The 23,487-nt window shown below is 70.5% G+C and carries 19 protein-coding genes; 8 read left to right on the top strand and 11 right to left on the bottom strand.

What is annotated here, in order from left to right; genetic code table 11:
- The first annotated feature begins 58 nt into the window (after positions 1–58).
- A complete protein-coding gene (locus tag B7K22_RS05740) occupies positions 59–1,039 on the top strand; it encodes a ParA family protein (RefSeq protein WP_200807405.1) in 981 nt (326 codons plus the stop codon).
- The gene (locus tag B7K22_RS05735) at positions 1,036–2,046 is read left to right on the top strand and encodes a ParB/RepB/Spo0J family partition protein (protein ID WP_084039011.1); all 1,011 of its coding nucleotides are present in this window, start codon (positions 1,036–1,038) and stop codon (positions 2,044–2,046) included. The genes B7K22_RS05740 and B7K22_RS05735 overlap by 4 nt, the downstream gene beginning before the upstream one ends.
- 89 nt (positions 2,047–2,135) lie before the next feature.
- On the opposite strand, the gene B7K22_RS05730 is transcribed toward B7K22_RS05735, so the two are convergent.
- The 7 genes from B7K22_RS05730 to B7K22_RS05700 form a co-directional block, all read right to left on the bottom strand.
- Complete coding sequence (locus B7K22_RS05730) at positions 2,136–3,065, bottom strand: ATP-grasp domain-containing protein (RefSeq protein WP_084039010.1); 930 nt, start codon at positions 3,063–3,065, stop codon at positions 2,136–2,138.
- Positions 3,066–3,095: 30 nt separating this feature from the next.
- Positions 3,096–4,397: a PLP-dependent aminotransferase family protein gene (locus B7K22_RS05725; RefSeq protein WP_084039009.1), complete on the bottom strand. Its 1,302-nt coding sequence runs from the start codon at positions 4,395–4,397 to the stop codon at positions 3,096–3,098.
- A 110-nt stretch (positions 4,398–4,507) separates the two neighbouring features.
- Positions 4,508–5,830, bottom strand: coding sequence for a thioredoxin-disulfide reductase (trxB, locus tag B7K22_RS05720; RefSeq protein WP_084039008.1), 1,323 nt, complete (start codon positions 5,828–5,830; stop codon positions 4,508–4,510).
- Between the two features lie 98 nt (positions 5,831–5,928).
- Positions 5,929–7,344, bottom strand: coding sequence for a hypothetical protein (locus B7K22_RS05715; protein ID WP_084039007.1), 1,416 nt, complete (start codon positions 7,342–7,344; stop codon positions 5,929–5,931).
- Positions 7,345–7,368: 24 nt separating this feature from the next.
- Positions 7,369–9,087, bottom strand: coding sequence for a murein biosynthesis integral membrane protein MurJ (gene murJ, locus B7K22_RS05710; protein ID WP_084039006.1), 1,719 nt, complete (start codon positions 9,085–9,087; stop codon positions 7,369–7,371).
- Positions 9,080–11,167 carry a DUF6049 family protein gene (locus B7K22_RS05705; RefSeq protein ID WP_084039005.1) on the bottom strand — a complete coding sequence of 696 codons (2,088 nt, stop codon included), beginning with the start codon at positions 11,165–11,167 and terminating at the stop codon, positions 9,080–9,082. Before B7K22_RS05705 ends, murJ begins: the two co-directional genes overlap by 8 nt.
- Complete coding sequence (locus B7K22_RS05700; RefSeq protein ID WP_084039004.1) at positions 11,164–11,709, bottom strand: NUDIX hydrolase; 546 nt, start codon at positions 11,707–11,709, stop codon at positions 11,164–11,166. The genes B7K22_RS05705 and B7K22_RS05700 overlap by 4 nt, the downstream gene beginning before the upstream one ends.
- A 167-nt stretch (positions 11,710–11,876) precedes the next feature.
- On the opposite strand from B7K22_RS05700, the gene B7K22_RS05695 reads away from it, so the two are divergent.
- On the top strand, positions 11,877–13,337 hold the full coding sequence (locus B7K22_RS05695) for a CCA tRNA nucleotidyltransferase (protein ID WP_084039003.1): 1,461 nt from the start codon (positions 11,877–11,879) through the stop codon (positions 13,335–13,337).
- A 196-nt stretch (positions 13,338–13,533) separates the two neighbouring features.
- Complete coding sequence (locus tag B7K22_RS05690; RefSeq protein ID WP_144276257.1) at positions 13,534–14,439, top strand: hypothetical protein; 906 nt, start codon at positions 13,534–13,536, stop codon at positions 14,437–14,439.
- A gap of 46 nt (positions 14,440–14,485) precedes the next feature.
- On the opposite strand, the gene B7K22_RS05685 is transcribed toward B7K22_RS05690, so the two are convergent.
- The gene (locus tag B7K22_RS05685; protein WP_084039001.1) at positions 14,486–15,814 is read right to left on the bottom strand and encodes an MFS transporter; all 1,329 of its coding nucleotides are present in this window, start codon (positions 15,812–15,814) and stop codon (positions 14,486–14,488) included.
- A gap of 103 nt (positions 15,815–15,917) precedes the next feature.
- Here B7K22_RS05685 and B7K22_RS05680 point away from each other — a divergent pair, with 103 nt between their 5' ends.
- From B7K22_RS05680 to B7K22_RS05670, 3 genes are all read left to right on the top strand, one after another.
- Positions 15,918–16,337, top strand: a complete 420-nt coding sequence (locus B7K22_RS05680; RefSeq protein WP_084039000.1) for a DUF805 domain-containing protein — start codon at positions 15,918–15,920, stop codon at positions 16,335–16,337.
- 1 nt (position 16,338) lies between these two features.
- Positions 16,339–17,049 (top strand): DUF805 domain-containing protein, encoded by a 711-nt coding sequence (locus tag B7K22_RS12330; RefSeq protein WP_234983326.1) that lies wholly within the window; start codon positions 16,339–16,341, stop codon positions 17,047–17,049.
- A gap of 104 nt (positions 17,050–17,153) precedes the next feature.
- A complete protein-coding gene (locus B7K22_RS05670) occupies positions 17,154–17,816 on the top strand; it encodes an SDR family oxidoreductase (RefSeq protein ID WP_084038999.1) in 663 nt (220 codons plus the stop codon).
- A 153-nt stretch (positions 17,817–17,969) separates the two neighbouring features.
- On the opposite strand, the gene B7K22_RS05665 is transcribed toward B7K22_RS05670, so the two are convergent.
- Together B7K22_RS05665 and B7K22_RS05660 are read right to left on the bottom strand one after the other, a co-directional pair.
- On the bottom strand, positions 17,970–19,061 hold the full coding sequence (locus B7K22_RS05665; protein ID WP_084038998.1) for an inositol-3-phosphate synthase: 1,092 nt from the start codon (positions 19,059–19,061) through the stop codon (positions 17,970–17,972).
- A gap of 16 nt (positions 19,062–19,077) precedes the next feature.
- Complete coding sequence (locus B7K22_RS05660; RefSeq protein WP_234983325.1) at positions 19,078–19,656, bottom strand: PadR family transcriptional regulator; 579 nt, start codon at positions 19,654–19,656, stop codon at positions 19,078–19,080.
- 392 nt (positions 19,657–20,048) lie between these two features.
- Between B7K22_RS05660 and B7K22_RS05655 the strand changes: the two genes are divergently transcribed.
- Entirely contained in the window at positions 20,049–22,370 is a 2,322-nt protein-coding gene (locus B7K22_RS05655; RefSeq protein ID WP_084038997.1) for a transglycosylase domain-containing protein, read from the top strand.
- A 57-nt stretch (positions 22,371–22,427) separates the two neighbouring features.
- Here the strand turns inward: B7K22_RS05655 and B7K22_RS05650 are convergent, their stop codons facing one another.
- Entirely contained in the window at positions 22,428–23,477 is a 1,050-nt protein-coding gene (locus B7K22_RS05650; RefSeq protein ID WP_159448775.1) for a peptidoglycan bridge formation glycyltransferase FemA/FemB family protein, read from the bottom strand.
- Between the last annotated feature and the right edge of the window lie 10 nt (positions 23,478–23,487).

The following is a 23,487-nucleotide window of genomic DNA, read 5'->3' as shown; positions in this document are numbered from 1 at the left end:
GAGCGACGCGATGGAACAGAACGCCGGTGCGCCTGCAGTCACCGCTCGCGTCCCCCCGATGTCGCGGGCGTCCGTCCCAGAGATGGAGGCGCTCGACTCGAAGGTTTCACGTGAAACGAGCGATGTTTACGGGGGCCTGAGCCACGACGACGGGAGCCCCCTGGCGAACGAGCTCATCGCGACCGAACGCCTGCGGCGTGAGCTTGAGGAATCGGACTTCCCGCGGCCGGCCCAGACACGGATCTTCGCCGTCTCGAACCAGAAGGGCGGCGTCGGCAAGACCACCACGACGGTGAACATCGCTGCCGCGCTGGCCAAGCGTGGCGCGAACGTGCTCGTGATCGACTCCGACCCCCAGGGCAACGCTTCGACGGCGCTCGGCGTCGACCACCGTTCAGGCACGCCTTCCATCTACGATGTCCTCCTCGACGACGTTCCCATGGCGAAGGTGGCACAGCGGTGCCCCGACATCCCCACACTGTGGTGCGTGCCAGCGACCATCGATCTCGCCGGAGCCGACATCGAGATGGTCTCGGTGGTGAGGCGCGAGTTCCGCCTCCACACCGCCGTGACCGATCTGCTCGCGGGTCCGGGCAAGGAGCTCGACTATGTGTTCATCGACTGTCCCCCCAGCCTTGGTCTGCTGACGCTCAACGCGATGGTGGTGGCGCAGGAGATCCTCATCCCCATTCAGTGCGAGTACTACGCGCTCGAGGGCCTCACGCAGTTGATCCGTACGGTCGAGATGGTGCGCAAGCACCTCAACCGTGATCTGGAGGTCTCGACCATCGTCCTCACGATGTTCGACGCCCGAACCAACCTGGCGCGCGAAGTGGCGAGCGAGGTCCGGTCCCACTTCCCCGACCAGACCCTGGATCAGACCATTCCGCGCAGCGTGCGCGTCTCGGAGGCCCCGTCCTTCGGCCAGACGGTCATCACCCACGACCCCCATTCGAGCGGTGCCGTCGCGTACGCGGCCGTCGCTCGCGAGATCGCTCTGCGCGGCGGCGCCGCACGGGCTGAAGGAGAGCGCAAGTGAGCAAGCCCAAGCGAGGCCTCGGACGGGGGCTGGGAGCACTCATCCCGAGCGAGCCCGAGGACCAGGATCCCGGCACGACGGTGGAACCTGCTCCGACGGCCGTGGCGACGGCCGAACGACCACGACCGCGGGATGTGTTCTTCGCGGGCTCGGAGCCCGCTGACGACGTCGAGCTCGTGCCGGTGCCAGGCGCGCGTTTCGCGAGCATCGACCCCCATGCAGTGACGCCCAACCCCCGGCAGCCGCGCGACGTCTTCGATCCCGAGGCGCTCGCCGAGCTCGTCGGATCCATCAAGGAGATCGGCGTCCTGCAGCCCATCGTGGTGCGCCCGCACCCGGACGGGCACGGCTACGAGCTCATCATGGGCGAGCGCCGCCTGCGGGCATCGAAGGAGGCCGGGCTCGAGCTCATCCCGGCCATCGTGCGCGACACCGACGACACCGACATGCTGCGCGATGCGCTGGTGGAGAACCTGCACCGCAGTCAGCTGAACCCACTTGAGGAGGCGGCCGCGTACCAGCAGCTTCTCGAGGACTTCGGCATCACGCACGAGCAGCTGGCCGATCGCATCAGCCGGTCACGCCCCCAGATCTCCAACACGCTGCGCCTGCTGCGGTTGCCGGCGCCGGTGCAGAAGCGTGTCGCTGCCGGGGTGCTGAGCGCTGGCCATGCGCGGGCCCTGCTGGGGCTGGCGGATGCCGCGGACATGGAGGTCCTCGCCCAGCGCATCGTCGCCGAGGGACTGTCGGTGCGGGCGACCGAGGAGGCGGTCACGCTCGGTGTCGACGGGCCCAAGAAGCCGACGGCGGGAACGGTTCGAGCGGGGGGCCGCACTGCGGCGTTGGATGACCTGGGTGCGCGGCTCGGCGACCGCCTCGATACACGCGTCAAGGTCCAGCTGGGGCGGTCGCGCGGCAAGGTCACCATCGAGTTCGCGTCCGTCGAGGACCTCAACCGCATCATCGGCATCATCGATCCGGAGGATCCCGGCGTCCTGCAGTCGTGAGGTCTCCGGCAGGCGCCCTAGAAGGCGACGACCCGGCGAGCCGGCCCGGAGGCCGGGCTACCGATCGCCCATCTGCCAGGCTTGACGCCTCAACTCGCGGCGCCGAGGACGATGCGTTCGTAGAGCGCGCCCAGGTCCTCGTGGTGCGCGAGCGCTGCCTGCGGGAAGAGGGATGTCTCGGTGAGGCCTGGCGCGATGTTGATGTCGAGCACGTGAGCGGCCCGATCACCGTCGAGGATGATGTCGATGCGCGACAGGTCGCGCAGGCCGAGGCGGCGGTGGACGGTGACGGCTGCCTCGGTCACCGCCCGGGTGGCGTCCTCGTCCAGGCGTGCGGGCGTGAAGTACTCGACTCGGCCGGGGTTGTAGCGCGCGTCGTAGTCGTAGGGACCGTCGCACACGATCTCGACGGGAGGGAGGGCATGCGCCTCGTCTCCGGTGCCGATGACCGACACGGCGACCTCCGTGCCTTGCACGGCCGTCTCGATCATCGCGGTGTCGCCGTAGGCGAAGCAGTGGACCATGGCTCGGGCGAGGTCCTGACGCTGTTCGACCAGCGTCACGCCCAGCGCAGAGCCTCCGCGAGCCGGCTTCACCACCAGCGGCAGGCTGAAGCGGTCGACGATGGCGTCGAGCACCTGCTCCGCGCCCACCTCTCGGAAGAGCGACTGCGGCAGCGTGACGTAGTCAGGAGTCGCCACGCCGTCTCGCGCCACCACTGCCTTCGCCACCGATTTCACCCACGCGACGCGGGCCTCGCGCGAGCGTGTCCCGACGTATCGTGAACCGGTGAGCTCGAGCAGTGCCTGGAGCGATCCGTCCTCTCCTGAGGCGCCGTGCAGCAGTGGCCACACGACCGCATCGTCATGCTCGCGCAAAGTCGGTATCAAGTTCGTGTCAACGTCGTGGACGGAGACGGTCATGCCTCGGTTCCGCAGCTCCTCCGCCACCCGGCGACCCGAGCGGACGGAGACGTCCCGCTCGTGGGACAGGCCGCCGGCCAGGATGATCACGTCCATGTCAGCTCTCCCAGGGTTGGTGGCACTCCGTCATGCCAGGTCGGGTGATGGGAAGTCGACGGTGCCGTGCCCCGGCCGGTACTCGTTGCCGAAGATGCGCACGGCCTCGAGCTCGGCGTCCACCACGCTCGCCAGGCGCCTCACGCCCTCCCTGATGCGTTCGGGGGTCGGGTAGCAGTACGACAGTCTCATGTGCGAAGCACCTGAGCCGTCCATGTAGAAGGCCGTGCCGGCGACGTAGGCGACACGGGCCGTGATGGCGCGCGGCAGCATCGACTTGGAGTCGAGACCGTCGGGCAGCTGCACCCACACGTAGAAGCCCCCGTCGGGGACGTTCCACGAGGCCTCGGGGATGTGCTCCTCGAGAGCGCCGATCATCGCGTCCCGCCGTTCGCGGTACTGCTCGCGGAACTTCTTGATCTGACCCTTCCAGTCGGCATGATCCAGATAGGTGCGTATGGCCAGCTGGGAGGCGTTCGACGGGCACAGGATTGCCGCCTCCGACGCGAGGACCAGCTTCTCGCGCACGGCATGGGGCGCCACGGCCCATCCCACGCGGTACCCCGGCGCGAAGGTCTTCGAGAATGACCCCAGGTAGATCACGCCCTCCTCGCTCATGGAGCGCATCGCCGGCAAGGGCTCGGAGTCGAATCCCAGCAGACCGTACGGGTTGTCCTCGAGGATGAGCACGCCATGGCGCCGGCAGATCTCGACCACCTGCGGTCGGCGCTCAAGGGATAGCGTGACGCCGCCTGGGTTGTGGAAGTTCGGCACGCTGTAGAGGAACTTCACGCGCCGCCCCTCGCTGCGCAGGCGTGTGAGGGTGCTGTCGAGGGCTGAGGGCACCAGCCCGTGCGCGTCCATGGGCACGTGGACCACCTCGGCCTCGTGCGCGCGGAACACGCCGAGCGCGCCCACGTAGGACGGCGCCTCCGCCACGATGACGTCACCCGGATCGATGAAGATCTTGGTGACGAGGTCGAGCGCCTGCTGCGAGCCTGTCGTCACCACGACGTCGTCGGCGTGGGCGTCGATGCCCTCGAGCGCCATCACCTGCGTGATGTGCTCGCGCAGGCCCTCGTCACCCTGGCCGGAACCGTACTGCAGCGCCACCTCGCCCTGCTCGAGCACGAGCCGCTTGGTCATCTCCGCGAGCTCCTCGAGCGGAAGCCCGCCGATGTAGGGCATGCCGCCCGCGAGGGAGACGACCTCAGGCCGGTTCGCGACGGAGAACAGGGCCCGGATCTCCGATGCGCGCATGGCGTGAGCGCGTGCGGCATACGAGTCGAACCAGGGGTCCAGTCGCGTGCCGGGGCTCTCAGGCGTGCTCATGCGGGCAAGTCTCCCATGCTCGTCGGGCTGCGGAGGCGGACTCGGAGAGGAAGCGAAGAGGCCGGTGCCACCTGCGGTGGCCCCGGCCCCTTGGCTGCCTGGCGCGTCGGCTAGGCGATGACCTCGTCGAACAGCGCGGCGAGAGCGGGCTTGGGCTTGGCTCCCACGACCGACTTCACAACCTCGCCACCCTTGTAGAAGTTCATGGTCGGGATCGACGTGACGCCGTAGGCCGCCGCGAGCTGCGGGTTGGCGTCGGTGTCCACCTTCACGACCTTGATGCGGCCCGAGTACTCCTCCGCCAGCTCATCGAGCAGCGGCGCGACGGCGCGGCAAGGGCCGCACCACGTCGCCCAGAAGTCCACCACCACGGGGATGTCCGACTTGATGACCTCGTCCTGGAAGGAGTCCTCGGTCGCGGGCACGGGGCTCGCAGGAGCGGCCGCGGCAGGTGCCTCCTGAGGCACCGGCGCGGCCGCAACGGTCTCAGCTGCCTCCGCGTCGGCCAGGCCGTCGAGGAAGTGCTGAGCATCGAGTGCGGCGGCGCAGCCAGAGCCGGCCGCCGTGATCGCCTGGCGGTAGCGGTTGTCGACCAGGTCGCCGCATGCGAAGACACCGTCGACGTTGGTCGCGGTGGTTCGTCCGACCACCTGCACGTATCCCTCGGCGTCGGTGTCGACCACGCCGGCCACCAGCTCGGACCGCGGGATGTGGCCGATCGCCACGAAGAGGCCGGTGGCAGGGACGACGCGCTCCTCACCGGAGTTCACGTCGCGCAGTCGCACGCCCGCGAGCTTGTCGTCGCCGTCGAGTCCCGCAACCTCGGAGTTCCACGCGAACTCGATCTTGGGGTCGTTCTTCGCGCGGTCGGCCATGATCTTGGAGGCCCGCAGCTCGTCGCGGCGGTGGACGACCGTCACCTTCGAGGCGAAGCGCGTGAGGAAGGTCGCCTCCTCCATGGCGGAGTCGCCGCCGCCCACGACCACGACCTCCTGGTCGCGGAAGAAGAACCCGTCGCATGTCGCGCACCATGACACGCCCTTGCCGGACAGTCGCTTCTCGTCCTCGAGACCCAGCTCGCGGTAGGCGGAGCCCGTGGCGAGGATCACGGCCTTGGACTCGAACGTCTTGCCCATGCCGGTCGTGACCGTCTTGACGGTGCCCTCGAGCGACATCTCGGTGACGTCGTCGAAGAGGATCTCGGCACCGAACCGCTCGGCCTGGCCCTGGAGGGTCTCCATGAGCTCCGGGCCCTGGATGCCCTCGACGAAGCCGGGGAAGTTCTCGACCTCGGTCGTGTTCATGAGCGCGCCGCCTGCGGTGATGGAGCCCGCGACGACCAGGGGCTTGAGGCCCGCGCGTGCGGCGTAGATGGCGGCGGTGTAGCCGGCGGGGCCGGAGCCCACGATGATGAGGGTGCGAGTGTCGCTCACGGGTGGTCCTTACGTACGTGTGTCGGGCGCTGGCGCGCCCGGCTTGGTAACAGATGGTAGGGCTACGTTCTTCCCCGTCCAAGCCAGCCGATGCACGCTCACTCCTCTGCCGGCGAGGGGCTGGGGAGAGGCTCGGGGCTGTAGGTGAAGTCGGGGTACGCGGGGACGGGGTCCACGCTCACCTCGGTGCCCGGTTCGACAGGGGTCACGAGGCTCTCGAACGCGACGAGGCCGATGATCACCAGGCCGGTGAGGACCAGGCCGACGAGCAGCGGCCCGGAGTTGAGCGGCCCCGACCGGCGCGCCCGCTCCCGCGACCACTCGACGGCCGTGTCGAGAGGGGCGTTCTCCGGCAGGTGGCGCTGCGCGAACTCGAGCATCGCCTGCCAGATCGAGCGATCCTCGCCCGCGTTCTGCTCGAGGTTCATGTCCTCGAACGTGTCGAGGCCGAGGGGCTCGTCCTGGGTGCGCTCCACCGCGCGCCGCGTGCGCGGGGAGAACTGCGCCGCCTGCGAAGGGGTCGCGTACTGGGCGCGCGGATCGCGCGAGCGGCGCTCCCCGGCGGCGCGCTCGCGCGGCGCGCGCGCCCGTTGCTCGAGCGCCTCGGACGAGAGCTGACCCTGTGACAGTGCGGCCAGCACCGACGGATCCGTGAGACCGGCCGACCGTGCTGCGGCTGCCTCGCGCTCGGCGGCGGCGAGCGTGCCGAGGTCGACCGTCATGGCAGCGACGGGCTCGGGCTCCTCGTGCTCGACCTCTGGCAGTTCGCCGATGGCGTGGCGCAGGCCGCGCAGACGTGCGACGTCGGCGGGCCCCAGCGCCTCGGCGACCTGGTGGAGAGTGGACGGCCCGGTCCCCGCCACCGCCGCCCGGGCGAGGTCCGCCATCGCGGGCGGCAGGTCCGCAGGCAGGTCGCGCACCGTCACCTGCGAGGAGTCCATGCCGGTGATCAGGGTGAGCATGATGCGGCCGAGCGCGCCGGCGTCTGCGGCCTCCGTGCGTCCGCGGCCCAGGCTCGCCTGAGTCGCGAGCTCGCCGTCGGCATCCAGGCCAGCGACGATCACCCTGCCCGCGTCGGTGACGGTGATGCACGAAGGTCGGAGGTACCCGTGGTGGATGCCTTGGGACGCGGCGACCTGCAGGGCGCGGGCGGACTCGCCCACGATGCTCGCGACCACGGTCGCGGGGACGATGCGCTCTCCCGCGAGCGCGGCGAGAGACACCCCGCGCGGACGCTCCGTCACCACGTAGGTGATGCGTTCGCCGTCGAGCGTCTCCCTGCCTGACGCGATCACGCGCGCGAACCGGGCGTCGCGCACCTGGGCCGCGCGGACGGCCGCCCGCCTGACGGCGCCAGGTGCGAGCGAGGTCACGACGTCGAGGTTCACCTCGACGGCCCGGCGCGCGTCCTGCGCGACCCAGCGGTCCACGCCGGGCACGTCGTGGGGCGCGGTGCGAAGGACGGTGAAGCGACGACCCAGCGTCGCTCCTGCCTGCACCTCGACCCCCTTCACTCGTTCTCGCGTCGGATAACCATGCTAACGACGCTTGAGGCGCCGCAGTAGTGGCCGCGCCGCGTCGCTCGCCTCCTGCACGCGCAGGGCCCAGAGTCCCGCAGCGTAGAGGCCGACCATCGTGGCGCCGGCCGCGCCCACCACTGCTGCCGCGACGCCCCACCCGCCCCATCCGGTGAGCTCGTCCGCCGGAGGCGCGAGGCGGAGAAGGAGCCATCCGGCGACGCCCGCCACCACGGCTGCGAGCAGTGCCTTCGCGTGCACGGTGAGCACCCGGCGGCCATCGAGCCCTCCCAGGCGGCGCCGCAGCCCTCCAGCCCTCAGGATCACGCCGGTCCAGTTCGACGCCGCGAGCCCCAGCCCCACGCCCACCGTCCACCAGCGTGCATCCGCGAAGGACATGAAGGCCCAGGCGACGCCCATCCACACGAGAGCCATGGGGATGTGCATGAAGAAGATCGCGCGAGCGTCCTCGAGGACGAAGTACAGCCGCTTGAACAGTACTGTGGCGCCGAGTGGCACCAGGCCCAGCAGCATGGCCACGAGCACCATCGCGATCGAGGTCACCTCGCCCGGCTTCGCGGTTGGCAGCACCAGCCGGACCAGGTACGGGGCTAGCACGGCCATGCCCACCGTGGCGAAGACCGTGAAGACGCCCACGTTGCGCAGCCCCCGCGAGAGGTCCGCTCGCAGCCCAGGGGTGTCCGCCGCAGAGGCGTGACGCGCCATCGACGTGAACAGGGCCGTGGCGATCGAGACCGTCACCAGCGAGTGCGGGAGGAGGTAGAGCGACAGGGCGTAGAAGTATGCCGCGTTGCCGGCGACCGCATCCTCAGCGCCCGTGGGATCGGCCGACGAGGACACCATGGTGCCCACCAGCACGGCGACCTGCTCGACTCCCACGGCGGCGAGGCCCCAGCCTGCGATCTTCCCGATCGTGCTGAGCTCGCCCTTCTCGCCGCGCCAGCGCCACCGCCACCGGTAGCCGCCGCGCACCAGGGGGACGATCAGGATGAGCGCCTGGGAGGCGACGCCCAGGGTGGCGACCCCGCCGATGAGCGCGACCATGTCGGGCGTCCACTGCTCGGGAGCGAGCACGTTCGCCTCGTCGAAGGGCCCGAAGGTGAGCAGGAATGCCACGAGGCCGGCGATCGCGACCACGTTGTTGAGCACGGGCGCCCACATGAAGGGCCCGAACTGCTCGCGAGCGTTGAGCACCTGGCCCAGCAGCGTGTAGAGCCCGTAGAAGAACAGCTGCGGGATGCACCAGTAGGCGAAGGCCGTGCCCAGCGCCATCATCTCGGGGGACCAGTCATGCGTGTAGACGGCGACCCACACCGGTGCGGACAGCGTCAGCACGGCGGTCGCCGCGAGCGACAGCACGCCACCGAGGGTGAGGATGCGGTCCACGACGGGCTTGCCGCCGCCGCCGTGGAAGGCCTTGACGATCTGAGGGACGAGCGCAGCATTGAGCACTCCGGCCGCGAGGATCGCGAACATCGCATTGGGCAGCTTGTTGGCGATGTCGTAGGCGTTCGCGGCCGGGGCGTTTACGCCGATCGCCGCCACGAGCAGCGCGCCGCGAGCGACGCCCAGCAGCCGTGACACCGCGGTGCCCGACGCCATGATCGCCGACGATCGCCCGAGCGACGGCCGGCGGCGACCAGCGAGCGTTCTGTCGCCGCCTTCCTCGATCCTCGCCGGCTCCACCGTCCCGCCGTCGGACAGCGGCGTGTCAGCCATCGCGAGCCTCCCCAGGCGTCGGTGATGCGGCGCCTTCAGCGTCCTGCTCGGCGGGCGTCTGCTCGCTGTCCACCTCGTCCACCGATGAGGGCGCTGTCGCCGGCGCCGGCCGGGGACTGGTGCGGGTGTCGGCGCGACCGCGACGAATGGTACGAACCAGGCCGGCGATGAGCAGCAGCACCAGCAGGACGGAGAACACGGCGGTCGCGGCCGTGCCCCAGTCCGCCCGCACCCTGACGTCGAACTGCTGGGCCTCGGACAGCGGGCTGCCGCTCGTGGTCCTGAGCACCGCGGTGACGCTGACGTTGCCCGAGGAGACCGCCTCGACCGTCACCGGCACCGCGAGCTCCTGGCGCGCCGGCACCGTCACCACGGGACGGTCCTGGACCACCAGGCTGGGCGACAGGCTCGACAGGTCGACCGTGGTCGTCATCGCCCAGTCGAGGTCGTTGACCACGGTGATGGGGACATCGCCGGAGTCCGCGAGCAGGTTCAGGTCGGAGCTCTCTGCAATGCGCAGCGCTGACAGCGTCGCGTCGGCCTCGGCGATCGCCTCGTCGACCTGGAGCTGTCGAGCGTCCGGCAGGTCACGCATGGCCTGCGGCACCGCCCGCACCACGGGGTCTGCCCACTCGGCGAGCGCGGCCTCGGGGCGCTCAGCCGCCGTCGCGAGCGTCCGCAGGGACTCCATCCGGTCACCGAGTGCCGAGATCGCTGAGGGCGGCAGATCCGTGTCTGCCGCGAGCGTGGGGGCGAGCTCCGCGGGCGATGCGGCGGAGTCGAGCAGGTCCGCTACCGCTACGACGGTCACCCACGGGGCGCGCACCAGGGCGCGCAGCGAGGCGGACGGTGAGCCGTCGTCCTGCTGCCACCCCGGCCCCAGCTGCCAGCCCGTGCCAGGAGCGATCAGCAGGGGCTCGCCGTCGGACGCGGCGGCCGCCAGTGCGGACAGGGCGACCAGGGTCGCGCTCGCGGCCGGCGTGCCGGGGCGGTACTCCTCGAGCGTCTCGCTCAGCGTCGGGTCGGCCACGAGGACCGGGCCGGATCCATCGTCGACCACCGCGACTCCCGGCTCCGCCGCCTCCTCGAATCCGGCGGCGGAGGGCATGGCGACGGCACCCGCGGCGCCGTGGTTCGCGGTGAACGCGACGGTGGACCGGTCGACCGCGGCCGGGAAGGACACCCACGGCGCCCTGTCCAACCCTCCGACGGAGGCGCCGGCGGGCATCGCGAGCGCCTGAGCGAGAATCTGCTCGTCCCCGGCGTGGGCCAAGGAGGTGACGTCCGGCGTGCCCGCCGCGACGCGGAGCACCTCGCGCGTGACGAGGCCCTGGTCGATCACGGTGGCGTTGGTGAGGGTGGTCGGATCCACGGCGACGGCGACGCCATCGACCGCCGATGCCGTCAGGACGGACTCGACACGGGTCGGTGAGCCCGTCGCCTGGGCGAGGATCGCCACCTCGAGCGGAGGGACCCCGTCACCCGTCCAGGTGAAGGGCAGCGCGTCCACAGGAATGACCTCGTCGCCCGCCCTGACCTGGACGACGACGCCGTAGATGCCCCACTCATCGGCCGGCAGATCGAGGTCGGCAGCGGCAGCCGTCACCATCACGGGGGACGACGAGTCTGCCGGGATCGTCAGCCCGGTGGGGTCGGGCGGCTCCTCGTCCTGCTCCTGAGCCTCCTGGTCGGTCGCGCTGGGCTCGCCGTCGCTGTCGTCCTGACCGGGGCCGCCTGTCTCGTCCTCGACCACCTCGGGCGACTGCCCCACCAGTCGCAAGGACTCCTCGTGAGGGCTGTCGAGGAAGTCAGCCAGTGCATCGGCGCTCGCCAGCGGCTGGGACGTCGCCCACAGCTCCACCCAGATGTCGTTCGCCGGGGTGGCGGCGGAATTGCTCACGGTCACCGAGGCTGACAGCGCGCGTCCTGGCGCGACGACCTCGGGGCCGAACCCCTCGAGCTGTCCCGTCACGACGGAGCCGGACTCGGTGCCGACGAGTCCTGGGCCTGCTCCGACGCTCGCCGAGGCGGGCACCAGAGCCAGGGCGGCGGCGCAAGCCGCCGCGAGCGGACGCCTCACGTCGCGATCGCGAGCAGCTCGGCGGCGACGTGCGCCATCTTGCGCTCGTTCGGGAACGCGAGGCGCGAGGCCAGCTCGCTCACGGGAATCCACTCGGCGACCTCGGCCTCCTGATCCGGGTCGTTCTCCGTGGTGATGGTGCCGCCCCTGGCCTCCATGAGGAAGTGGTGCACCACCTTGTGAACCCGCCGGTCGTCGCCGGTGAACCAGTAGTCGATGACCCCGATGGGACGCAGGATCTCCGCATCGATCCCGGTCTCCTCGGCCACCTCGCGGGTCGCTGCCTGCTCCGGGGTCTCGCCCGCCTCGATATGGCCCTTGGGCAGGCACCATTCGAGCCGGCCGGCGCGGTTGCGGCGCCCGATGCACGCCGCCAGCGCGATGCCGCCCTCGACCCGGATCGCGATGCCGCCCGCCGACGTCTCGTTCGACACCGGCAGCTGCGCCGCGCGCCTGGCAGCCGCCTCGCGCCGCTGCCGCAGGGCGTGGCCCGCGGGGGGCCGCGGGGTCGCCTGAGGGCGCGGATCGGACGGACGGGGCATGCGCTCACTCTAACGAGCCGGGGCCCGAGCCGAGGCAGCGCCGCCGCGCCGCGCCCCCCCCGCCCGCTCCTCCACCACCCCGAAACGAGGCACGTGGCGCTCACGCCTCCCGCGCATCGTCCCGTCCTAGGCACCTCATGCCTGCTGCGCACGGCCCATCTGGAACCATGGTGCGTGTGAACGTCACCCCTCCATCGATGGACGTCCTGCGCCAGCGCGCCGCGCTGCTGTGGGATGCGCTGCCTCCCGAGATCCTCGAGCTCGCCGACCTGTTCGACGCCGCGGGGCACGAGTTCGCGCTCGTCGGTGGCCCCGTGCGCGACGCGTTCCTGGGGCGCTCGAGCTCCGACCTCGACTTCGCGACCTCGGCCAGGCCGGACGACACCGAGCGGCTGCTGGGGCGATGGACGCGCGCGACGTGGGACATGGGCCGCGAGTTCGGAACCATCGGCGGGCGCCGGGGCGACCTGGTGGTCGAGATCACCACGTACCGGGCGGACGAGTACGACGGCGTCACCCGCAAGCCCGTCGTCGCCTTCGGCCACTCCTTGGATGGCGACCTGGCTCGCCGCGACTTCACGGTGAACGCCATGGCGGTGCGACTGCCATCGCGCGAGTTCGTCGACCTCCACGGCGGGCTGAGCGACCTGGCGGGGGGACTGCTGCGCACGCCGGTCGAGCCGGACGTGTCCTTTGGCGACGATCCCTTGCGCATGATGCGCGCGGCGCGGTTCTCGTCGCAGCTCGGCTTCGAGATCGAGCCCGGCACCTTCGCGGCGATGTCGCGTCTCGCGGACCGGATCGCGATCGTCTCCGCGGAGCGCGTGCGGGACGAGCTGTGCAAGCTGCTGCTCGGATCCCGGGTGCGGGCGGGGCTGGAGGCGCTCGTCGAGTCGGGGATCGCCGGCCATGTGCTGCCCGAGCTGCCCGCGCTGCGCCTCGAGATCGACGAGCATCACCAGCACAAGGACCAGTACGAGCACTCGCTGACGGTCCTCGAGCAGGCGATCGACCTCGAGACCGGCCCCGACGGCGCGGTGCCAGGACCGGACCTGGTCCTGAGGCTCGCCGCGCTGCTGCACGACATCGGCAAGCCGCCCACCAAACGGCACGAGCCTGGCGGTGGCGTCTCGTTCCACCACCACGAGGTGGTCGGCGCCAAGATGACGCGCAAGCGCATGAAGGAGCTCAAGTTCGACAAGGACACCATCAAGGCGGTGGCCCACCTGGTCGAGCTGCACCTGCGCTTCCACGGGTATGTCGACGCCCGATGGTCGGACTCCGCGGTGCGCCGCTACGTGACCGACGCAGGGCCGGAGCTCGAGCGTCTGCACAGGCTCACGCGGGCGGACGTCACCACCCGCAACCGTCGCAAGGCCGATCGACTGTCCTTCGCCTACGACGACCTCGAGCAGCGCATCGCCGAGCTGCGCGAGAAGGAGGAGATCGACGCCATCCGGCCCGACCTCGACGGCAACCAGATCATGGAGATCCTGGGGATCGGGCCGGGTCGCGAGGTGGGCATGGCCTACAAGCACATGCTCGAGCTGCGCATGGAGCACGGGCCGCTGTCTCCCGAGCGTGCGCGCGAGGAGCTCGTCGCGTGGTGGGAGGGGCAGGGCGCCTGATGACCGGCGCTCGTCCCGCTCCTGCCCACGAAAATAGGCAGCTTGTGTGCATGGATCCGGCGCACATGCGCTCGCGAGGCAACTGAGGCACAGGCCGGTGTGGCCGCCTGCCCCAGGACCACCCGAACTCGCACGCGTCCACAGCGCTACGGTCGTCTCGCCGCGGCCCGCGAACTCGGCGCGTAGACCCGTGGTCATGTCCCTCGTCGAAGCGATCGAGCTGCTCGAATCCCGCCCGACCACCTTCAGCCTCACGCAGCTGTGCGAGCACGCGAGCCGCGGCGGCGTAGCCGCGGCGGTGGCGCGCGGTGACATCACGCGTGTGCTGCCCGACCGCTACGCGTCGACCCTGCACGCGGACTCGTGGCTGGTGCGCTCCCACGCGGCCGCGAAGTGGGGACCTGCCGGATGTGCACTCACTGGATTGGGTGTGCTGCTCGACGCGGGACTGCGCCCGAGGGAGCCAGAGGAGGTGCAGCTGCTGGTGCCGCACTGGCGCCACCGACCTTCGCCCGCGTGGCTTGCCATCACCAGCTCAACCTATCGACCGACGCTGCATGTGCGCGCGGACGAGGCACGCGTGGTCGATCCTGAGCTCGCCCTCGTCCATGCCTACTCCCGAGCGCGCGAGGCGGATCGAGCCGAGTTGCTGTACGGCCTCACGCGCCGCGGGGCGCTCAGTCTCACGCGAGTCCGCGAACATCTGGACAGGTTGCCGCGCCTGCGAGGGCGGGCGTCGTTGCTGCGCAGACTCGAGCGCGCGCAAGCGGGTGTCGAGAGCTTTCTTGAGGAGTGCGGTGCAGATGACGTTCTTGTCGGGATCGAGTTCTCGACCGTGGTACGCCAGCACCGCCTTGCCGTCCGGGGTGAGCGCTACCGGGTAGACGCCTACGACCCTGTGACGCGCACCGCCTTCGAGTTCGACTCGAAGACATACCACGGCGGCAACGAACAGCGAGTCAGGGACGTGCGCCGCGATGCCCTGTTGAGCACACTGGGGATCGCCACCGTGCGCTTCGACTACTCGGACGTCACCACGCGGCCGGCGTGGTGCCGCGGAGTGGCACTAGAGGTGCTGGCAGCGAGACACGTGTATGCGTGAGTTGCCTCGTATGGCTCGGTAGGACCTGTGCGTGTTCGTGAGCTCCCTAGTTCGCGGCGGAGGGCGGCGTGGGTGGCGTGGTCGCGACGGGGGGAGACGGGTGGCGCGGCGCTCGTGAGAACACCGCCGCCGCCACGAGGTAGACCGCGACCAGCGCGGCCATGAGCGGGCGCGAGTAGCCGTCGCCCGGCAGGACCAGCCCACCGATCACCGCGCTCGCGATGAAGGCGACGTTGTAGGCCATGTCGTAGAGCGTGAAGGCGCGCCCGCGCATCCGGTCCTCGGTGTCGTGCTGGACGATCGTGTCGACCGCGATCTTGCCGCCCTGGACCGCGAACGACACGACGACCGCAGCGCCGAGCAGCGCCCAGGGCGCGGAGGAGATGGCGAGCAGCGCCTGGCCGGTGGCGCCCACGCACAGGCACAGCACGATCCACGAGTGACGCGAGAAGCGCTCCTTGAAGACCGGCGTCAGGACCGCGGCGAGGCCGAACCCCACTGCCGCGAAGCCGACCACCACGGTGAACCGGCCGAGGGCCTCCTCGGGCCTGTCAGGGTCGCCCAGGACGTGCCGCGAGATCAGGATCGAGGCCACGAACATCAGGCCGTACAGCAGCCGCTGCGCCGCCATCACGGCGAGCGCGTGGAAGGGGGTCACGCGTGCGCGGAGGTAGCGAACGGCGTCGGCGAGCTCGGCGCCCAGCTCGCGAACCTGGGCCACCAGGCGGAGGCGCTCGAGCGGGTGCTCGGGCCCCAGCGCGCGGCGGCCAATGAGGACGGTCGCCCACGCGGCGAGGCCGAACGCCGCACCGGCGCACACGAGCGCCGCGCTCGCGAGCCCGGCGTCCGAGGCGTCGGGCGCCACGAAGGTCACGATGCCGCCCACGGCGCCGCCGACGGCCGCCGCCACCGTGCCGAGCGTGGGCAGCACCGCGTTGGCTGCGAGCAGATCCTCGGCATCGACCACGCGAGGCAGTCCGGCCGTCATGGCAGCGAGCAGGAAGCGGTTGACGGACAGGGTCAGCAGCGCCACCACGTAGAGGCTCCAGCGCGGTGCGTCCGTGGCGAGCAGCACCAGCAGCGCGCCGACGAGAGCGAGCCGCACCACGTTGCCCACCACGAGGATGCGCTGCCGCTGCCAGCGGTCGATGAGGGGACCCACGAACGGGCCGACGATGGTGAAGGGTGCCAGCAGCACGGCGAAGCCCGCAGCGATCGCGCCGGGAGTGGTCGCGGTGGTCGGGTCGAAGAAGAACGCGGCCGCGATGCCCACCTGGAACATGCCGTCGCCGCCCTGCGACAGCAGGCGCACGTAGGTGAGGTGCCGGAAGCCCGCCGTCCGCCAGAGGCGTCTCAGGTCGCGCACGAACGACATGGCGCCAGCCTAGGGGCGGACCGCAGGGCCGATGCGCGTGTCGGGTGGTGCCAGCGCGGCCAGCGCCCGCGCCCACTACAGTGGCGCGCAGGAGGGAAGACATATGACGGTCGGTTGGTTCCTGAAGGGCCTCACGCAGTACGCGGACTTCCATCAGCGCGCGCGACGGCGCGAGTACTGGTGGTTCATGGTCGTGGGCTACCTCGTCATCCTCGCCCTGCTGTCCTTCACAGCGGTGACGCTCGGCGACGCGTACGAGGGCTGGACCTTCGATCCCGAGGACGTGCGCCTGAGCGGCTGGATCATGATCGGGCTCACCTTGGCCGTGGGCGCGTTCCTGATCGTGCCCACCTGGGCCGTGACAGTGCGCCGGCTCCACGACCAGGAGAAGTCGGCATGGTGGCTGCTGTTCTGGTTCTTCCTTCCCATCGTCATCCTGGTCCTCGCATGCCTCGACGGCACCGTGGGCCCGAACCGGTACGGACCTGACCCCAAGGAGCTCGAGCGAGAGGCGGACGTCTGACATGGGATTCGGAACTGCGATCAAGACCTGCTTCGGCAAGTACGCAGACTTCTCCGGGCGCGCGCGGCGCTCCGAGTTCTGGTGGTGGTACCTCTTCACCGTGCTGGTCACGATCCCCTTGGTGATCGTCTTCTACGTTCTGGTGTTCGCGGCGTTCGTGCCGGTGTGGTCCCAGGCAGGCCCCGACGGCACGGTCCCGGACGACGCGATCGAGGACGTCAACTGGGTGCTCATCGTGATCGGAGGCGTCGTCATGTTCGCCGCCTGGCTCGCCCTCGCGATCCCCACCTACGCGGTGTGGGCGCGACGCCTCCATGACATGGGCCAATCGGGTCACTGGCTGTGGCTGAACCTCGTCAGCCTCGGGATCGTTCCGCTGATCATGGCGTTCCTCGACTCTGAGCGCGGAGCCAACCGCTGGGGGGCGGACCCCAAGGAGGCCGAGCGGCCGCAGGTGCCCGGCTACCCGGCGCCCGGCTATCCGGCGTCCGGATACCCGGCGCCCGGGGCCTACGGCGGCGCGCCTGGAAGCGCCGCGCCCGGCTATGCGGCACCCGGCTACCCGGCACCCGCGTCTCCCGCCCCGCCCGCATCGGCGGCGCCGCCAGCCCCGCAGGCTCCCGCTGCTCCAGCATCGGACGCCCCGCAGGTCGACCCCGACAACCCGTGGGCGACGCCGCAGCAGCCGCCCAAGCCTGACTCGCGGGCCTGACTCGGGGGCCTGTCTGCGGCGCCCGCGCGGGCAGGCGGCCATTCCCGTTCTCGCTCGGCGCGAACGGACGTGCGTTTGACGCGTTAGCGCGGCATGGTGGAGGCATGACTACTCCACAGCGCATCGCGATCGTCGGCGGCCACGGCAAGGTGGCCCGCCAGCTCATTCCCATCCTCGTGGGCCGAGGCAAGCAGGTGGTCCCTCTCGCGCGCAAGCAGGACCAGCTGATCGACCTCGCGGCGATGGGCACCGAGCCGCGCGAACTCGACATCGAGACGGCGAGCGAGGAGGACTTCGCTGCCGTCCTCGAGGGCTGTGACGCGGTGGTGTTCGCCGCGGGCGGCGGCCCTGACGGCAACATCGACCGCAAGCGCACCGTCGACCTCGAGGGCTCGCTCAAGGCGATCGCCGGCGCGAAGGCGCAGGGCATCGGCCGGTTCGTCCAGGTCAGCGCCATCGGCGTCGACCAGCCGCTGCCTGAGGACGTCGAGCCGGTGTGGAAGGCCTACGTGGAGGCCAAGCGCGACGCGGATTCCGCGCTGCGCGAGTCGGGTCTCGAGTGGACCATCCTCCGCCCCGGCGGGCTCACCGACGAGGCGGCGACGGGCAAGGTGACCCTGGCGTCCGAGGTCGAGCGGGGCCAGATCGCTCGCGCCGACGTCGCCCATGTGATCGCGGATGCCCTCGACCGGCCCGCCACCGCGGGTCACCAGTGGGAGCTCGTGGGCGGCGAGACGCCCATCCCCATGGCGCTCGAAGCCGCCTGACAGTCTCAGCCGTGCCGGCGCATCGGCGCCGTGCACCAGTGCCGCGATGCGACGAGGCCGGGTCACCCCTCAGCGGGTGACCCGGCCTCGTCGCGCTTCCGGCAACGCCGATGCGGCGGCTGGCTCAGCGCTCGGCGCCGATCAGAGCGAGCTCTACCGCTCGACCTCGCCGGCGATGAACGCCTCGAGCTGGGCACGGCCCTTGGTGTCCTCCATCTGCACCGGCGGCGACTTCATGAAGTAGGTCGAGGCCGACAGGATGGGGCCGCCCACGCCGCGGTCCTTCGCGATCTTCGCGGCGCGGATCGCGTCGATGATGATGCCAGCCGAGTTGGGCGAGTCCCACACCTCGAGCTTGTACTCGAGGTTGAGGGGCACCTCGCCGAAGGCGCGGCCCTCGAGGCGCACGTACGCCCACTTGCGGTCGTCGAGCCAGGCGACGTAGTCCGAGGGGCCGATGTGCACGTCGCGCGAGTCCTTGAGGCCTGCGAGCGGCCCCTCGAGGTTGGACGTGACGGCCTGCGTCTTCGAGATCTTCTTGGACTCGAGACGGTCGCGCTCGAGCATGTTCTTGAAGTCCATGTTGCCGCCCACGTTGAGCTGGTAGGTGCGGTCCAGCACCACGCCGCGGTCCTCGAACAGCTTCGCCATCACGCGGTGGGTGATGGTCGCGCCCACCTGCGACTTGATGTCGTCGCCCACGATGGGCACGCCGGCGTCCTCGAACTTCTTGGCCCACACGGGGTCGGAGGCGATGAAGACGGGGAGGGCGTTGACGAACGCGACGCCGGCGTCGATCGCGCACTGGGCGTAGAACTTCGCGGCCTCTTCGGAGCCCACGGGCAGGTAGCAGACCAGGACGTCGGCCTCGGTCTCGCGCAGCACCTGGACGACGTCGACGGGCGACTCGTCGGACTCGACGATGGTCTGGCGGTAGTACTTGCCCAGGCCATCGAGGGTGTGGCCGCGCTGGACCTGGATGTCCGTCTTGGGGACGTCGCAGATCTTGATGGTGTTGTTCTCGGAGCACTCCGTCGCCTCGACGAGCTCCTTGCCCACCTTGAGCGAGTCGACGTCGAACGCTGCCACGAACTCGATGTCGGAGATGTGATAGTCGCCGAACTGGACGTGCATGAGGCCGGGCACGGACTCGTCCGCGGCGCGGTCCTTGTAGAACTCCACGCCCTGGATGAGCGACGTGGCGCAGTTGCCGACGCCGACGATGGCGACGCGAAGGGCAGCCATGATTTCTCCTTAGTTTTCAGCCCGCGGAAGCGGTGTTGGGGTTGTCTCCGCGGGGCGCGGATCGTTCGTTCTCGATGAGCCGGTCCAGCCACTCGACCTCGCGCTCGACGCGCTCGAGTCCGTGACGCTGCAGCTCGGTGGTGTAGGCATCGTGGCGCTCGCGGACACGGGCGAGCCCGTCGTTGATCTCCTCGATGCGCTCGGACAGGCGGGAGCGGCGGCCCTCGAGGATGCGCAGCCGGGTCGCCGAGTCGGTCTTGGTGAAGAGGGAGAAGCGCACGTCGAAGGTGTCGTCCTCCCACGAGGACGCGCCCGAGCTGGCGAGCTCGTCGGCGAGCCGACGCTCTCCGTCCTCCGTGAGCGCGTACGCGATGCGCGAGCGCTTCGAGCCCGAGGCCCGGCCAGGGTCGGAGTCGTCGGCGGCGATGAGGCCGTCCCCGACCATGCGCTTGAGGCACGGGTACAGCGACCCGTAGCTGAGCGCGCGGAATGGGCCGAGCTCGGCCCCCAGCCGCTTGCGGATCTGGTAGCCGTGGAGCGGCTGCTCGGCGAGCATGCCGAGGATCGCCAGCGACAGGACGTCGGTCTTGGCCACGGGTGCTCCTCTCGCGCTCTCTCGGCGGTTCGGGTCAACGGGCAACACTAGCAGAGCGTTGTATCGCCACGATACATCGGGGAGGGACGATGCGCACGTGGGGTTCGCCGTTCCTGTACCGCTCAACACACGGCAGGGACACGAGTGACGGGTGGGGATGATGTGCCGGCACATGCGACGCACGGGACGCACCTGTCACCAGCGTGTGTTGAGCGGTACGCCGTGGGGCCGGCGCGGGGAAGGAGGGGCCGATGCAGTGGCTGGCGGGACATTCGGGGCCCGTCGCGCGTTAAGCGGTACAGCCAGGCTCGGGCCGGCGTCCTGCGCGGCCGCCCGACGCCCCGGGCGGGATGCCTCCCGTCCGCCGCACCGACTTCTAGGGTGAGAACACCATGAGCGATTCCCGCACCACTCCGCAGCGCCGGAGCACCCGCGTCCCGGCCGGGCGTCAGACCGGCCAGCCCGCGCCAGGAGTGCAGCGCACCAAGGATGGCAAGCCCGCGAGCGGCCTGCCAGCGTGGAGCGCGACAGGCGCGGCCCCCAAGAGGACCGCTGCCGCCAAGCAGGCAGGCAAGGGAAGCGGCAGCGGCGACGGCGGGGGCCGGACGAGCAAGCGCGACGACTGGCCGGCGTGGCGGCGGTGGCTGTGGCGCATCGGCATCTGGTCGCTCATCGCGCTGCTGGTGGTGTCCCTGGTCGGGATCATCCTGCTGACGGTCCGCTACTTCATGCTCGAGATTCCGGAGCCCAACGACTTCGCTCAGGCGCAGTCGTCGATCTTCTACTACGCGGACGGCGAGACGGAGCTCGGCCGCTTGGGCGTGGCCGACCGCGAGGTCGTGGCCTACGAGGACCTGCCCGAGCACGTGGGCAACGCCATCGTGGCCGCCGAGGACCGCAGCTTCTGGACCAACCCCGGCATCAACATCCCTGGCATGGTCAAGGCGCTGTGGGACACCGTGGTGCTCGACAACCCGCGTGGCGGGTCCTCGATCACGCAGCAGTACGTCGAGCGCTACTACGTGGGCGAGACCACCACCTCCATCAAGGGCAAGATCGACGAGACCCTCATGGCGCTCAAGATCGACCAGCAGCAGCCCAAGGAGGAGGTGCTCGAGAACTACATGAACACCATCTACTTCGGGCGCGGCGCCTATGGCATCCAGGCCGCCGCTGAGCAGTACTACGGCAAGGATGCCGCGGACCTCACCGTCTCCGAGTCGGCCATGATCGCCGGCCTCATCCCCGCACCGAGCGCGTGGGACCCCCGCGTGGACCACGACAAGGCCGAGGAGCGGTGGAACTACGTGCTGGACGGGATGGTCGACGCGGGCTTCCTGAGCGCCGAGGAGCGGGCGGACATCACCGAGTTCCCCGAGCCCATCGAGTATCAGAACGAGGACGTGTACGCGGGCCCCGAGGGCTACTTGCTGCGCGAGGCGCTGCTCGAGGTCGAACGCGTGACCGGAGTGTCCCAGGAGGAGATCGAGTCCCTGGGCTATCGCGTGACCACCACCATCGTCCCCGAGCACCAGGACGCCGCCGAGGCGGCAGTAGCCGAGATGCCAGACGACCACGCGGACAACCTGCGCGTCGCCGCCGTCACCGTGGACTCCGCCACGGGCGCGATCACGTCGATGTATGGCGGCGAGGACTACCTTGAGATCCAGCGCAACGCCGTGACCCAGGACGTCGCGCAGGCCGGATCCACGTTCAAGCCCTTCGCGCTGATCGCGGGGCTCGAGCGCGGCATCGGGCTCGAGTCGCAGTACCTGGGCAACAACGACATGGAGTTCGAGGGCTTCGACCGCCCAGTGCGCAACTTCGGCGGCGTGAGCTACGGCGTCATCGACCTGGTGAAGGCGACCCAGAGCTCCGTCAACACCGCGTACGTGGGCCTCAACGAGGACGTCACGCCGCAGGCCACCATGGAGACGGCGATCGCGGCGGGAGTCCCCGAGGACACCCTCGGCCTGGACTCCAACCCGTCGAACGTGCTGGGCTCAGCCTCGCCCCACGCCATCGACATGGCCTCCGCCTACGCGACCCTCGCGGCGGGCGGCATCAGGACCGATCCCTACATGGTGGCTTCCGTCACCGATGCGCAGGGCGAGGTGGTGTTCGAGCACGAGGACACCTCGGAGCGAGTGTTCGCCGAGGACGTCATGGCTGACACCACCTACGCGATGCAGCAGGTGGTGCGCTTTGGATCCGGCTCGTACGCCGGCGAGAGCATCGACCGTCCGCTCGCGGGCAAGACCGGAACCTCCAACGAGAACCGCTCGGCGTGGTTCGTGGGCTTCTCGCCCCAGATCGTGGGCGCCGTGTCGCTGTACCAGGTGGGCGAGGACGGCTCCGCGGAGCAGATCACGCCCTTCGGCGGCTTCGACCAGATCACCGGCTCGACCATCCCCACCCGAGTGTGGACGTGGATGATGGAGCCGATCCTCGCCGACATGGAGGTCGTCGACTTCCCGCCGCGCGCGAACGTGGGCTCGGCGACCTCGATCGAGCCGTCGGCTCCGCCGAGCCCCACGCCCTCTCCCACGCCCGAGGAGACGACGACCGAGCCCGAGCCCGAGCCCGAGCCCACCGAGACCACGGACCCGCCGGAGCCCGAGCCCGAGCCCGAGCCGAGCGAGACGACCGAGCCGCCCGACCCGCCGCAGCCGACGCCGACCCCGGCGCCGACCATCACGGTCACCCTGCCCTAGCAGGCCCGACGGCCCCCACCAGCGAGAGCGAGGCACGCTGCGCGGCCGGCTGCGGGACTACCGGATCCGCCGCACCGCGCGCTTGAGCCTGAGGGCGAGCACGAGCATCCGGTACCGCAGTGGCCTGACGGCCACGTCCCACGCGCCGTCGACCTCGGTCTCCCCGGCGAACTGGCGCTTGAAGTCGCCCACGCCCTTGAGCTGCGGCGCGCGCGCCGAATCGACGCCCATGAGGTCGTACTGGGAGACGCCCTCCGCCTTGAGCACCCGCATCACGTGCCAGCGCAGCAGCATCACGGCGTTGGTGCCGCGCGCCTCGTGGTTGGCGCCCGCGTAGTAGCTCATCGCCTTGCCGTCGTACACGGTGACGATCACCCAGGCGACGGCGCGACCGGGCTCAGCGGGCGCATCGGCCGTTCCGCTGTCCGTGCGACGCGCGACGAACACCCTGGCGTGCTCGCCCAGCGCGGCGATCATCGCGTAGTACGTGTCCGCCTCGTAGATGCCGAACTCGTCGCGCTCGGCCGTCTCCTCGTAGATCCGGTACAGCTCGTCGAACTCCTCGCGCGTGAGCCCCGACTCGTCCGTGAGATCCCAGGACTCGTCGCGCAGGGCCTTGCGGATGCCCGAGCGGCGACGCTTGCCGAAGGACGCGAAGATGTCGTCCTCCTCGGGGGTGAGGTCGATGACGACGGTGCGGTCATAGGTCACGGTCTGCAGCAGCTCGTGCAGATCGGGCGCCGCGTGCCTGGCGTGCATGCGGATGAAGGGGATGTGGGGGGCCTCGGCGCGCACGTAGGAGCGGAGCGCGTCCCTGGCCGCGTGTTCGGCCTCGGGTGTCTGCTCAGCGAGCCACAGCGGCCCGTGCTTGGCCCACAGGTAGCGGAACCCGCGTCCGGCGTACGCGGTGAGGGCGATCACGGCGACCGGCTCGTCGTGGTCGAGGATCACGAGGCGCCGCCAGAAGTCGCGCGCGTCGACCGCCCCGTCGTACGCATCCCACGCGGGCGACTGCTCGATGGGCACCGGCTGGCCGGACGTGCGTGCCAGCGCGAGGAACCGGTCGTCCGAGATCTGCTGCACGCGCAGCGGCCGTCTGTCGCTCACGTGTCCGAGG

The organism is Demequina sp. NBRC 110053 (assembly GCF_002090095.1).
Classification (GTDB): Bacteria; Actinomycetota; Actinomycetes; order Actinomycetales; family Demequinaceae; genus Demequina.
The sequence above is the reverse complement of the archived record's forward strand: the minus strand, read 5'-3'. Positions and strand labels throughout refer to the sequence as shown.

What these genes read in the sequence shown, in the direction of transcription:
- B7K22_RS05740 (WP_200807405.1), top strand. Translation starts at nt 59, where the DNA reads ATGTCGCGGGCGTCCGTCCCAGAGATGGAGGCGCTCGACTCGAAGGTT.
- B7K22_RS05730 (WP_084039010.1), bottom strand. Translation starts at nt 3,065, where the DNA reads ATGGACGTGATCATCCTGGCCGGCGGCCTGTCCCACGAGCGGGACGTC.
- B7K22_RS05725 (WP_084039009.1), bottom strand. Translation starts at nt 4,397, where the DNA reads ATGAGCACGCCTGAGAGCCCCGGCACGCGACTGGACCCCTGGTTCGAC.
- murJ (WP_084039006.1), bottom strand. Translation starts at nt 9,087, where the DNA reads ATGGCTGACACGCCGCTGTCCGACGGCGGGACGGTGGAGCCGGCGAGG.
- B7K22_RS05700 (WP_084039004.1), bottom strand. Translation starts at nt 11,709, where the DNA reads ATGCCCCGTCCGTCCGATCCGCGCCCTCAGGCGACCCCGCGGCCCCCC.
- B7K22_RS05695 (WP_084039003.1), top strand. Translation starts at nt 11,877, where the DNA reads ATGGTGCGTGTGAACGTCACCCCTCCATCGATGGACGTCCTGCGCCAG.
- B7K22_RS05690 (WP_144276257.1), top strand. Translation starts at nt 13,534, where the DNA reads ATGTCCCTCGTCGAAGCGATCGAGCTGCTCGAATCCCGCCCGACCACC.
- B7K22_RS05685 (WP_084039001.1), bottom strand. Translation starts at nt 15,814, where the DNA reads ATGTCGTTCGTGCGCGACCTGAGACGCCTCTGGCGGACGGCGGGCTTC.
- B7K22_RS05680 (WP_084039000.1), top strand. Translation starts at nt 15,918, where the DNA reads ATGACGGTCGGTTGGTTCCTGAAGGGCCTCACGCAGTACGCGGACTTC.
- B7K22_RS12330 (WP_234983326.1), top strand. Translation starts at nt 16,339, where the DNA reads ATGGGATTCGGAACTGCGATCAAGACCTGCTTCGGCAAGTACGCAGAC.
- B7K22_RS05670 (WP_084038999.1), top strand. Translation starts at nt 17,154, where the DNA reads ATGACTACTCCACAGCGCATCGCGATCGTCGGCGGCCACGGCAAGGTG.
- B7K22_RS05665 (WP_084038998.1), bottom strand. Translation starts at nt 19,061, where the DNA reads ATGGCTGCCCTTCGCGTCGCCATCGTCGGCGTCGGCAACTGCGCCACG.
- B7K22_RS05655 (WP_084038997.1), top strand. Translation starts at nt 20,049, where the DNA reads ATGAGCGATTCCCGCACCACTCCGCAGCGCCGGAGCACCCGCGTCCCG.